The sequence below is a fragment of the Allobosea sp. CS1GBMeth4 genome (assembly GCF_900185715.1).
Taxonomy (GTDB): Bacteria; Pseudomonadota; Alphaproteobacteria; order Rhizobiales; family Beijerinckiaceae; genus Allobosea.
This window is the reverse complement of the sequence record NZ_FYAS01000055.1, coordinates 81,020-92,694: the sequence shown is the minus strand read 5'-3', so window position 1 is coordinate 92,694 and position 11,675 is coordinate 81,020. Positions and strand designations below refer to the sequence as shown.

Below are 11,675 nucleotides of genomic sequence, written 5' to 3'. Positions count from 1 at the left end.
GTTTCAGGCAGCCTGCAGGCGGAATGGACGCCGGTCGACGCGATCCGTGATGCGCGGCCGGGGACCCGGCCACGACCCGTGGTCGACCAGCAGTACTGCCGGCATCGGAGGCAAGGCGTGCGAGCCGGGTCACGACCGGATCGGGGCGACCGCCGGCGGCGATCACGTGGCCGGAAAGCGCGCCAGGATCGAGACCACCTCCTCGTCGCTGACCTGGCCGAAATCCCGATAGAAACTGCCGATCGCGAGGAAGGCCTCGGGGACTTCGAGGCAGACGAGATCGTCGACTGCGCCGCGCACCGCCGCGACGGCCTCGGCCGAGGCCACCGGGACGGCCAGCACGAGCCTCCCCGGCCCGTGCTTGCGGATCGCCTGCAGCGCGGCCCTTGCCGTCGCGCCGGTCGCCATCCCGTCATCGACCACGATCACGGTCCGGCCGGCGATCGGCGCGCGCCTGCGAGAGCCGATGTAGCGTGCCCGCCTGCGCGCGATCTCGGCGAGCTCGCCGCGGCGGATTTCCTCGAACGCCTCGTCCCGGACGCCCGCGAGGGCGATCAGCGCCTCGTTGCGGACGACGACCGGCTCCGCCCCGTCGACGATCGCGCCGATCGCCAGTTCCGGCTGCCCGGGAAGGCCGATCTTGCGGACGAGAAGGAGGTCGAGCGGCGCCGACAGCGCCTCCGCGATCGCCGCGGCAACGGGCACGCCGCCGCGGGGTAGCGCCAGCACGACGGGATGCCGATCGCGGTAGGATGCGAGCGCTGCAGCCAATCTGCGCCCCGCCTCGGTCCGGTCCGAAAAGCGCATCGTCCTGTTCCATCCTTACCGCGGAGCACGGCCAAGGCCATGCTCTCCCGGCAGCCGATCCCATCAGCGCCGCGCGCTCCGGCATTGATCGGCGTCAAATCCGGCGCCTGTCTCCGTCCTATCATGCAATCATGGACCGCGCCCTCGACTCCGCCTCCCGGACCTCGGCGCCTCGGCCGGCTGTCCCGCTCGAGGACAAGGTGCGATTCCTGAGCGACCCGCGGCATCTGCCCGGAGTGGCCGGGACGGTGGAGGCGCGCGAGACCCACATGTCCTGGGTCTTCCTGACCGAGGACCGGGTCTACAAGCTGAAGAAGCCGGTGCGCTTTCGCTATCTCGACTTCTCGACGCTCGAACGGCGGGCTGCCGCCTGCCGCGCCGAATATGAACTCAACCGACGTCTCGCGCCGGATATCTACCTCGCCGTGGTGCCGTTGACGCTGGCGTCCGCGGGCCTCGCCGTCGCCGGTGCCGGCCCCGCCGCCGACTGGCTCGTGGTCATGCGCCGGCTCCCCTCTGAACTGAGTCTGGAGACGGCCCTGCTGACGCGCCGCCTGCGGCCGGTGGAGGCCCGGCGCGTCGCCCTGGCATTGGCGGCGTTCTATCGGCATGCCCGGCCCGTGCTCATGCCGGCCGAGCGCCTTCTGGCCGGCTGGCGATGCGCCATCGACACCAACAGGAGCGTGCTCTGCGATCCGCGCTTTCGCCTGCCCGTGGCCCGCATCGGCTGGATCGCCACGGTGCAGCACCGCTTCCTGAGCCGGCGGGCGCAGACCCTGGCCGTCCGCGCCAGGGCGGGCCGCATCGTCGACGCGCATGGCGACCTGCGCCCCGAGCACCTCTGGCTGACAGATCCGGTGAGGATCATCGATCGCCTCGAGTTCGATCCGCGCCTGCGCGCGCTCGACCCGCTCGACGAGGTCGCCTTCCTGCATCTGGAATGCGAGCGCCTCGGCGCCCGCTGGGCCGGCGAGCGCATCCGCCGGAACCTGGCCGCGGCGCTCGGCGAGGATCGCGCCTCCGGCCTGTTCTCCTTCTACCGCAGCCAGCGCGCCATGCTCCGGGCGCGGCTGTCGATCGCGCATCTGCTCGATCCCGTGCCGAGAACGCCGGAGAAATGGCCGAGGCAGGCGCGCCATTATCTGCAGCTGGCGGCCAGGGATGCGATGCAGCTCGAGCGCCTGCTCAGGAGACCATGAGGTCCGTCAGCGGCCGGTTGTCGTGCAGCCTGCCGATCGCCGCCGCGATCAGGGGCGCGGCGCTCACCAGGTCGAGCTTGTCGCGGACGGCGCCGCTCCCGAGCCGGAACGGCGGCACGGTGTCGGTGGCGACGATACGCTCGATGGCGGGGTCGGCGAGGATCTCGGAAGCGCCCGCCATGAACAGCCCGTGCGCGACGCAGGCGATCACACGCCGTCCGCCACCCACCAGCGCCGCGCGGGCGGCGCGCACCAGCGTTCCGCCGGTGCTGACGAGGTCGTCGACCACGATGCAGGTGGCACCTGCGACCTCGCCGACGAAGAGATCGCCGGAGACGATGCCGGCGCTGCGATGCTTCTCGGCGAAAGCCTTGCCGACGGGCCGGCCGACCGCTGCTTCGAGCGCCTCGCGGAAGAGCTCGGCACGCTTGCCGCCGCCGAGATCGGGGGAGACGACGCAGAGCGGCTCGTCGCCGACCAGTTGCAGGACGCGCTCGACGAGGACGGGCGCGGCGGAGAGCGCCACCGTGCGGCAACGGAAGGCGTTCTCGAACGCCGCCTCGTTGTGGACCTCCAATGTGACGACGATGTCCGTTCCCATCGCCTCGAACAGCGCGGCGACATAGCGCGTGGTGACGGGGTCGTTGGGCTTGGTGCGGCGATCCTTGCGCGCATAGCAGAGATAGGGAGCGATCGCAGTGACACGCGCCGCGCCCGCGTCCCTCAGCGCCGCGATGAAGAACAGCAGCCGGCAGAGCTTGTCGTTGGCGCTGGCGCGGGGCCCGCCATGCAGGCTGTGGAGGACGTAGACGTCGGCCCCGGCGACGGGATCGAGCGGCCGGATCTTGTGCTCGCCGTCCTCGAACTCGCGCTCCTCATGGGCTGCGAGCGCCATGTCGAGCTTCGCGGCGACCGAGCGGCCGAGCTCGTCGCTACCCGCCAGCGCGAAGAGCATGGGACCGGGCGGTGCGCCGGCGGCCGCCGCTTGCCGGCTGGCCCGATGAAGCGTCCTCACCTGTAGACCAGGACCGGGATCTTCGAATGGGTCAGCACTTTCAGCGTCACGCTGCCGAGAAGCAGCGCGGCGATGCCGCGCCGTCCATGCGAGGCCATGGCGATGAGATCGCATCCGCGCTGCGCACCCGTCTCGATGATCACGCGATGTGGATCGTCGCCTTCCGTCTGGACGACCTCGCAGTGCACGCCGAGCAGCTTCGCCTCGCGCTCCGCCGCCGCGAGGATGTCGGCGGCATGCGTCTTCGCATCCCTCTCGTATTCGGCACGTCTCGCCGGCAGCTGCTCGGGCGAAACGGTGAAGAGATGAAACGGCTCCACCACCATGAGGACGGTCGCTTTCGCGCCCGCATCGCGCGCGAACGCCATCGCCGTCCGCATCGCTTCCATCGAGAGCGGCGACCCGTCGATGGGGATCAGTATGTGGCTGTACATGGCCCCTCCCGCAGTCTCGCCTCGTCGCCGGCGTCCGGCCGAGGCGCTCGGATCTGTCGAGGATTCCATTGCCTCGGCCCCGGTACATTGATCGAACGCAAAGGACGCGGCGGCGAGCCCCGCTATTGCTCGAGCGAGCCGCCTTCCATGTCCGGACCCGGGCGATCGTCCGCCTCGGCCCTCGCCTGCCTCTTGCGCTGAATCAACGACGTGGTGCGGCAAGACTCGACATTGGAGCCAGGGGCGAGGTGATGCAGGGCGTCTGACATGGACCGGCGTTTGCCACAATCTGCTGCTGTCGCGACCGGAGAGCCGGCGGAGAGCGGGGGTGGATTCCGATCCGCGCATCTCCTGCGCCGCCTCTGGGCCTATCGCTGGTTCGGGCTGGCCCTCGCTGTCGCGGCCGGCGTCGCCGCCTGGCAGGCGAGCCGGGCCCTGATCGGACCCGCCGTCGTCGTCGACGTCGTCCGGCGCGGCGACCTGATCCAGACCGTCGTTGCCAGCGGACATGTCGAGACGCCCTATCGCGTCGAGATCGGCAGCCAGATCACCGGTACGGTCGAGGAGGTGCTGGTCGAGGAGGGCCAGACGGTCGCCAAGGGGCAGCCGCTGATCCTGCTCGACAACCGCGAGCTCAGGGCGGCGCTCGTCCAGGCCCAGGGAGCGGTGGCGCAGGCCGAAGCGCGGCTGCGCCAGATGCAGGAGCTCGTCCTGCCGGCGGCCAGGGAGGCGCTCACCCAGACGCAGGCCGTGTTGCTCAATGCCCAGCAGAGCCATGACCGCACCGTCGAGCTCGCCCGGACGGGCTCCGCGACGCGCGCGGCGCTCGACGAGGCCGTGCGGGCGCTCAACGTCGCCCGTACGCAGGCGCGCAGCGCCGAGCTTCAGGTCTTCACCGCCAGCCCCGGCGGCAGCGACGCCATCATGGCGCAGGCGCAGCTCGACCAGGCCCGCGCCAATCTCGAGACGGCCTCCTCGCGGCTCGGCTATGCCACGATCTCGGCCCCCCGCGACGGCATCCTGATCTCGCGCGCGGTCGAGCGGGGCACGGTCGCCCAGCCCGGAAAGGCGCTGCTGGTGCTGGCGCCGCGCGGCGAGACGCAGCTGGTGATCCAGCTCGACGAGCGCAATCTCGGCCTCGTCGCGCCCGGCCAGCCGGCGCTGGCTTCGGCGGACGCATTCCCGAACGAGCGGATGGAGGCGGTCCTCGTCTACATCAACCCCGGCATCGACATCGCCCGCGCCGCCGTGGAGGTGAAGCTGCGCGTCGCCGAGCCGCCGGCCTATCTGCGCCAGGACATGACCGTCTCCGTCGACATCGAGACGGCACGCCGCTCCCGAACGCTCGTGGTGCCGGCGCGCAGCGTCCGCGACGCCGTCTCCCCGGCTCCCTGGGTGATGCGCCTGCGGCAGGGACGCGCCAGCCGTCAGCCGGTCAGGCTCGGCCTGCGCGGCGCCAGCAACATCGAGATCCTCGACGGAGTCGCCGAGGGCGACGAACTCGTTCCGGCCAATTCCGGTGTCGTGACCGGGCAGAGGATCAGGGCGGTGCGGCCATGATGCGCTGGCTGCCCTTCGTTATGACCGGAGCGTTGCGCTTCCTCGGCGAGGGCCGGCTGCAGACCGGCTTCATCGTCGGCGGCATCACGATCGGCGTCGCCGTGATCGTCTTCATGTCGGCGATGCTCGCCGGCCTCGAGGCGAACTTCCTCAGGCGGGTCCTGACGTCCCAGGCCCAGATCCAGCTGCTGCCGCCGGAGCAGGTCGCGCGTCCCCTGCGCAACCGCCCGGACGAGATCGAGGAGGCGATCGTTCAGCGCCCGAGCCAGCGCGTCATCTCGATCGACCAATGGCAGACGATCGTCAGGCGGATGGAGGCGCTGCCGGAAGTCACCGCGGTCGCTGCGAGCATGACCGGCTCCGCTCTCGCCGTGCGCGGGGCGGCGAGCCGTTCGGTCTCCGTCGCCGGGATCGAGCCGGAGCGCTATCTCAGGATCGTCCGGCTGACCGACTACATGGTCGCCGGCCGCCTGCGGCTGGCGAGCGACGACATCCTCATCGGCATCGAGCTCGCGCGCGATCTCGGCGCCACCGTCGGCGACAAGCTGCTGCTGAACGGGATGGGCGGGGCGAGCAGAACGCTGACCGTCGCCGGCCTGTTCGACCTCGGCAACAAGGGCGCCAACCTGCGCAACACCTATGTCGCGTTGCGCACCGCCCAGTCGCTGCTCGGCGTCATCGGCGGCGTCACCGAGATCGGGCTGTCGGTGCGCGACATCTACGCCGCCGAGACGATCGCCCGCGAGATCGCGGCCTCCAACGTCGTCGAGGCCGACAGCTGGATCAAGACCAATGCCCAGTTCTTCACGGCCGTCCGGGCCCAGAAGAACACCAATACGCTGATCCGCCTCTTCGTCGGCCTGTCCGTGGCCTTCGGCATCGCCGCCGTCCTCGTCGTCTCGGTGATCCAGCGCTCGAAGGATATCGGCATCCTGCGGGCGATGGGCGCGACCCGCGGCCAGATCCTGCAGCTGTTCCTGCTGCAGGGCGGGCTGCTCGGCTTCGCCGGCTCCGTCACCGGTTCGATGCTCGGCGCCGGCGCACTGGCCTATTGGCACAGCGTGGCGCGCCAGGCCGACGGCAGCGAGCTCTTTCCGCTGATCATCGCGCCCGGCCTGTTCGTGGCGAGCGCGCTCCTCGCCACCGCGACGGGCGTCGTCGCGGCCATGGCGCCGGCGCTGCGCGCCTCGCGGCTCGATCCGGTGGAGGCGATCCGTGGCTGAGGCGATCGTCAGGCTGGAGCGGGTGAGCAAATCCTATGCGATCGGGCTCCCGGCGGAGACCGAGGTGCTGCACGGCATCGATCTCGAGCTCGAGCGCGGCGGCTTCGTCGCTCTCGTCGGCCCCTCGGGCTCGGGCAAGAGCACGCTTCTCAACATCATCGGCCTGCTCGACCGGCCGACCCGCGGCGAATTGCTGATCGCTGGCGAGGCGACCAGCCGGCTCGGCGATGCCGAACTCACCCATCTGCGCGGTCACAGGATCGGCTTCGTCTTCCAGGCGCATCTGCTGGTCTCGGCCTTCACCGCCTGCGAGAACGTGATGATGCCGATGGTCATCGCGAATGGCCGGTCCAGCCCGCGGATCGAGGCACGCGCCCGCGACCTGCTCGATCGCGTCGGCCTCTCGGCGGTGGCGGACAACAACGCGCTGAACATGTCCGGCGGCCAGCAGCAGCGCGTCGCGATCGCACGGGCGCTGGCGATGCGGCCCGATCTCGTCCTCGCCGACGAGCCGACGGGCAATCTCGACAGCAAATCGGCGCAGGACGTCTTCGCGCTGTTGCGCGAGGAGAACAGGCTGTCGGGCACGTCCTTCCTGATCGTCACCCACAACATGGATCTCGCCCGCCGCTGCGACGGGATCATCGAGGTCGTCGACGGCCGCGTCCGGACGGCATGAACCATTCGCCGTCCAATCCAGGAGGCGGCGGTCGGTTCAGAACGTTCAATGGCGAGCAACCAGATCAAGGCTCGCGGAGGCCTTGAGAAAAATGTCCCCAGGAGAGGCGTGCTTCGACATTGTCATTTGTTGAAGCAGAGCAGAACAGCCAGGATCGCTGCGATTCAAACCTGATTTTCGCCCGCAGCCGGCGGTAACCTCATACTTTGCTCCTCATTGACTTGGCAGGCCGTCTCCGTAGAGTGACCCTGAAGTTGTCGCGTTGGGGGAAGTTATGCGCCTGCGAGCAGCCGCTTTAGGGCTGTCTTTGTTGCTGGCACCTGTCGCTGTGCATGCGCAATCTTCTGATCCGTACTTTCAGTCCGCGCAGGAAGCCTTCCTCAGCTTGAAGCCTGACACGCGGCTTTGGTTTCAGATCGTCCTGACGAGCTCCGGCCATTGGCCCGCGGTGCCCAATGTTGGTTACTCGCGACGGCTATTCGAGGCGACGAAACAGTATCAGCTTTCGCGCGGGGAGTTGCCCACGGGCGTCCTGACCGAAGCCCAGGTCAACAGCATGCTCGCTTCAGCAAGGTCCGTTCTCGACGGATGGCGCCTGCGTTGGGTGCCACATCCGGTACGCGGTCGGCAACTTTGGGTGCCGATGGGGCTTAACCTTGAAGTGAGGAGAACCGACCTCGGGGTCGAGATGAAGGAGCCGGCCAATCGGTTCCGCATGAAGTTCAACTACATTGCCGCCGCCGACGTGCGCACTGCCTACGACACCACCCTTCGCGAGATGGTCGGAAGCGGCGACCGCATCAATTACAAGGTGCTCAAGGGAGACTTCTTCGTCATCACCGGCAATCAGGGCCGCTACAATCGATATGTCCGCTATCACACCGATGGCGACGGCATCCTCGGCTTCGACATGGGATGGTCCAGCGACGACGCTCCGGTTTACGGAAACCGGCTGGTTACGATCATTTCGGGCTCACTATGGGCCAGTATGACCGGTGCGCCATTCCCAACGACTCAACGCGCAAGTTACCCTTGGGGCCGCAATGAGCCCGAGGTCGCAAATGCTCCTCCATCCGCTCCGCCTCCGACTACGCCCACATCGAGGCCGACCGAGCCGCCGAAGACGACCTTCTCTACGGGCTCGGGCTTCTTCGTGTCGAAGGCTGGACATGTCATGACGAACGCCCATGTGGTGAAGGACTGCGCTACGATCACGGTGCGGCCGGATGGGGCCACCGCGCTTCCTGCTCGGATTGTCGCTAGAGATGTCATCAATGACTTGGTGGTCCTTAAGGTCGCCGGGCCGGTGGAAAAAACGTTGTCGCTCCGGTCGAGCGTTCGGTTGGGCGAAGGAATTGCCGCGTTTGGCTTCCCACATACCGACATCTTGGCAACGACCGGCAACTTCACGCTCGGCAATGTTACCGCGCTGGCCGGCTTGCGGGACGACAGCCGGCACCTTCAGATTTCCGCTCCGGTGCAGGCTGGTAACTCTGGCGGTCCACTCTTGGACACCTCAGGGAATGTCGTCGGCGTCGTGACATCGAAGCTGAACGCCATCAAGGTTGCTGGAGAGCAAGGAGACCTCCCGCAGAACGTCAACTTCGCTGTTAAGGCATCGCTCGCGATCAGTTTCCTCGACGCCAATCAGATCACCTACGAGACAGGGACGTTGGGCGATAAGCTCGACCCCGCAGACTTGGCCGACAAGGCGAAGAAGGCGAGCGTGTTCATCGCGTGTCGGTAGCTTGTTGGGTGAAGGGCGAGGGTTGGCACGGAACGCACCCGCTCCGTCGTTCCCTTACTCGGCTTCGCGACATCGGCGGGGTTCCCGCCGTATCGAAGATCTGAAGCCTCATACCGATCGAACGGGCTACGGCTCTTCGAAGTATTGCTGCGCACCTTTGTAGCACAATCGGCCACGCGCAACACTCTGTTCTGGCTTAAGCCCTTGAGGTTGGTAGTCCTCAAGAGATGTTGGTGCCCAGGAGAGGACTCGAACCTCCACGCCCTTGCGAGCGCCAGCACCTGAAGCTGGTGCGTCTACCAATTCCGCCACCTGGGCAACGGCGGTTCGTTTACGGGGGCGGCGCGCGCCTGTCAACGGGCGAAGCCGGCTTTTTGACGAGACGCTGCCGGCTCGGCCGAGGGCGGCTTCGCGCCGCCTTCACAGCCGCGATCCGATGCACTAGGAACAGGCGCGACGGCACCAGTTTTCAGCGCTTCCAAACGGAGCTTCGCGTCATCATGACGGTTCTGCCTCCCGCTTCGCAACTCGTCACGGTCTTCGGCGGCTCGGGTTTCCTCGGGCGCCATGTCGTGCGGGCGCTGGCGCGGCGCGGCTATCGCGTCCGGGCCGCGGTCCGCCGTCCTGATCTCGCCGGCTTCCTCCAGCCGCTCGGCATCGTCGGCCAGGTCACTGCGGTGCAGGCCAATCTGCGCTACCCCGATTCGGTCGCCGCGGCCGTGCAGGGCGCCGACGCCGTGGTCAATCTCGTCGGCATCATGCAGGAGCAGGGCCGGCAGAACTTCTCCTCCGTGCAGGCGCAGGGCGCGCGGGCCGTGGCGCAGGCCTGCGCGCAGGCCGGCGTCGAGCGGCTGGTACACGTTTCGGCGCTCGGCGCGGCAGCCGATTCGAAATCCCTCTATGCCCGCAGCAAGGCGGAGGGCGAGGCGGCGGCCCAGGCCTCGGTCAGGCAGCCGGTCGTGCTGCGCCCCTCGGTGATGTTCGGGCCGGAGGACACCTTCTTCAACCGCTTCGCCGCGCTGGTGCGGATGCTGCCGGTGCTGCCGCTCGCCGGGGCGCAGACGAAGTTCCAGCCGGTCTTCGTCGGCGACGTCGCCGAGGCGATCGCGCGCGCCGTCGACGGCAAGGTCGAGGGCGGCAAGGTCTACGAGCTCGGCGGGCCCGAGGTGAAGACGCTGCGCGAGCTGGTCGACTATGTCTGCGAGGTCACCGGCCGCAAATGCCTGCTGGCGCCGGTGCCCTTCGGCCTCGCGCGTCTGCAGGGGCGGGTCCTCGAGATCGTCGACGCGCTGACGCTGGGCCTCCTGCCGGACGAACTCGTCCTGACGCGCGACCAGGTCGCCCTGCTGGAGAGCGATAATGTCGTCTCCGCGGCGGCCGAGGCGGAAGGCCGGACCCTGCGCGGGCTCGGCATCGCGCCGGTCTCGGCCGAGGCCGAGGTGCCCGGCTATCTCTGGCGCTTCCGCAAGTCCGGGCAGTTCGACACAGCCCGCGCCGGCGGCTGACGCTCACGGTTCCAGCACGAGCTTGCCGGCGGTTCGCCGGCTTTCCAGCGCCGCATGGGCGGCGCTCGCCTGTGCCAGCGGGAAGCGACCGCCCGGCAGGAGCCTGAGCTCGCCCGCCGCCGCCAGTTCGAACAGCTCGCCGAGGTCGCCGGCGAGGCGGGCCGGCGCGAGATGCGGCAGGAGGGAGAAGCCGGCGACCGTGCGATTGCCGACGACCAGCGTCTTCAGGGTCTCGGCGTCGGGCCGGAAACCGGCGATCGAGAGGGGGCCGTAGAGCACCAGCCGCCCGAACGGGGCGAGCAGGGCGAGGCACTGCGCCGGGACGTCGCCGCCGGACGCATCGAAGATCAGGTCCGGGCCGGCGCCGTCGCTCGCTGCGCGGACCTGCCCGGGCCAGTCGGGACGGGTGTAGTCGACGCCGGCATCGGCGCCGAGCTCATGCGCCATGGCGAGCTTCTCGGCCGAGCTCGCCATGGCGATGACCCGTCTTGCGCCATGGCGCTTCGCGAGCTGGACCAGCAGGCTGCCGACACCGCCGGCCGCGGCGCTGATCAGGACGGTGCGCGCCTCCGCCGGATGGCTCCGCAGCAGGTGCAGCGCGGTCAGGCCCTGCACCTGCAGCGCGGCGGCCGCAGCGAAGGAAAGCGCCTCCGGCAGGCGCACGACGACATCCGCGCTGGCGGCGACGTGGTCGGCATAGCCGCCGCTCTGGACGCCTGCGGCGAAGAGCGAAGCGGCGACGCGTTCGCCGATCGCGAAACCCGCGACGCCCGCGCCCAGCGCCGCGATCGTGCCGGCGACCTCGACGCCCGGGATGAAGGGCAGGGCAGGCGTCGTCACATCGCGGTCCTGCCGCATCATCACCTCGAAGAAGTTGACGCCGGCGGCGCGGACCGCGATCAGCACCTCGCCCGGCTCGGGCGACGGCGTCTCGACCTCGACGGTCTCAAGCACTTCGGGGCCGCCGAAGCGGCTGTACTGGACGGCTTTCATGGCATGCCTCGCGGGAAGGGGATGAGCGTGAGGCGCGTTCTGGGCTAGGATGCCGGCCGCCGACTACACACCGATTTCTCCGCAGCAGACCACGAGGTGAGCATGGCCGATCCGATGAAGCGCTTGCCGATGCTGCCGGTCGAACGGGCGCTCAAGGTGATCTCCGGCCGCTGGAAGGCCGTGATCCTCTACCAGCTCTTCGACGGTCCCAGGCGCCTGTCGCAACTGCAGCGGCGCATTCCGGCCATCACCCAGAAAGTGCTGATCCAGCAATTGCGCGAGATGGAGGAACACGGGCTGGTCAGCCGCGAGGTGTTCCCGCAGGTGCCGGCGCGCGTCGACTATGCCGCGACGCCGCTCGGCCGGAGCCTGGCTCCGGTGATCGCGATGCTGTGCGACTGGGGCCGCCGCCATGCTGCCGATCTCGGCGAACTCGACGCCCTGTCGGAATGCCGATACCGCCCCGGTGCGCAGCCCGAGGCGGCCTGAGCGGGCCGCCTCGGCCCGGCGGAA

11 protein-coding genes and 1 tRNA gene are annotated in these 11,675 nt (G+C 69.0%); 7 read left to right on the top strand and 5 right to left on the bottom strand.

All coding sequences use genetic code 11. The features are described from left to right. Positions 1–162: 162 nt before the first annotated feature. The gene (locus tag CS1GBM4_RS24170; RefSeq protein ID WP_186421318.1) at positions 163–807 is read right to left on the bottom strand and encodes a phosphoribosyltransferase family protein; all 645 of its coding nucleotides are present in this window, start codon (positions 805–807) and stop codon (positions 163–165) included. A gap of 200 nt (positions 808–1,007) precedes the next feature. On the opposite strand from CS1GBM4_RS24170, the gene CS1GBM4_RS24165 reads away from it, so the two are divergent. Then, on the top strand, positions 1,008–2,006 hold the full coding sequence (locus CS1GBM4_RS24165) for a hypothetical protein (RefSeq protein ID WP_244607387.1): 999 nt from the start codon (positions 1,008–1,010) through the stop codon (positions 2,004–2,006). On the opposite strand, the gene prs is transcribed toward CS1GBM4_RS24165, so the two are convergent. Together prs and CS1GBM4_RS24155 are read right to left on the bottom strand one after the other, a co-directional pair. Then, a complete protein-coding gene (prs, locus tag CS1GBM4_RS24160; RefSeq protein ID WP_186421317.1) occupies positions 1,993–2,961 on the bottom strand; it encodes a ribose-phosphate diphosphokinase in 969 nt (322 codons plus the stop codon). The genes CS1GBM4_RS24165 and prs overlap by 14 nt on opposite strands. Before the next feature lie 56 nt (positions 2,962–3,017). After that, on the bottom strand, positions 3,018–3,455 hold the full coding sequence (locus CS1GBM4_RS24155) for a universal stress protein (protein WP_186421316.1): 438 nt from the start codon (positions 3,453–3,455) through the stop codon (positions 3,018–3,020). A gap of 279 nt (positions 3,456–3,734) precedes the next feature. Between CS1GBM4_RS24155 and CS1GBM4_RS24150 the strand changes: the two genes are divergently transcribed. The 4 genes from CS1GBM4_RS24150 (at position 3,735) to CS1GBM4_RS24135 (ending at position 8,664) form a co-directional block, all read left to right on the top strand. Continuing rightward, positions 3,735–5,015 carry an efflux RND transporter periplasmic adaptor subunit gene (locus tag CS1GBM4_RS24150; RefSeq protein ID WP_244607386.1) on the top strand — a complete coding sequence of 427 codons (1,281 nt, stop codon included), beginning with the start codon at positions 3,735–3,737 and terminating at the stop codon, positions 5,013–5,015. After that, positions 5,012–6,238, top strand: a complete 1,227-nt coding sequence (locus CS1GBM4_RS24145; RefSeq protein ID WP_186421314.1) for an FtsX-like permease family protein — start codon at positions 5,012–5,014, stop codon at positions 6,236–6,238. The genes CS1GBM4_RS24150 and CS1GBM4_RS24145 overlap by 4 nt, the downstream gene beginning before the upstream one ends. Beyond that, complete coding sequence (locus CS1GBM4_RS24140) at positions 6,231–6,917, top strand: ABC transporter ATP-binding protein (protein WP_186421313.1); 687 nt, start codon at positions 6,231–6,233, stop codon at positions 6,915–6,917. Before CS1GBM4_RS24145 ends, CS1GBM4_RS24140 begins: the two co-directional genes overlap by 8 nt. A 310-nt stretch (positions 6,918–7,227) precedes the next feature. Further along, a complete protein-coding gene (locus CS1GBM4_RS24135) occupies positions 7,228–8,664 on the top strand; it encodes a serine protease (RefSeq protein WP_186421312.1) in 1,437 nt (478 codons plus the stop codon). Between the two features lie 231 nt (positions 8,665–8,895). Here the strand turns inward: CS1GBM4_RS24135 and CS1GBM4_RS24130 are convergent. Then, positions 8,896–8,982 (bottom strand) — tRNA-Leu (locus CS1GBM4_RS24130). Between the two features lie 182 nt (positions 8,983–9,164). Here CS1GBM4_RS24130 and CS1GBM4_RS24125 point away from each other — a divergent pair. Next, positions 9,165–10,169 carry a complex I NDUFA9 subunit family protein gene (locus CS1GBM4_RS24125; protein WP_186421311.1) on the top strand — a complete coding sequence of 335 codons (1,005 nt, stop codon included), beginning with the start codon at positions 9,165–9,167 and terminating at the stop codon, positions 10,167–10,169. Between the two features lie 3 nt (positions 10,170–10,172). Here CS1GBM4_RS24125 and CS1GBM4_RS24120 read toward each other — a convergent pair whose 3' ends face one another. Further along, positions 10,173–11,162 (bottom strand): zinc-binding dehydrogenase, encoded by a 990-nt coding sequence (locus tag CS1GBM4_RS24120; RefSeq protein ID WP_186421310.1) that lies wholly within the window; start codon positions 11,160–11,162, stop codon positions 10,173–10,175. A 102-nt stretch (positions 11,163–11,264) separates the two neighbouring features. Here CS1GBM4_RS24120 and CS1GBM4_RS24115 point away from each other — a divergent pair, with 102 nt between their 5' ends. Continuing rightward, positions 11,265–11,651 (top strand): helix-turn-helix domain-containing protein, encoded by a 387-nt coding sequence (locus CS1GBM4_RS24115; RefSeq protein ID WP_186421309.1) that lies wholly within the window; start codon positions 11,265–11,267, stop codon positions 11,649–11,651. The last annotated feature ends 24 nt before the right edge of the window (positions 11,652–11,675 follow it).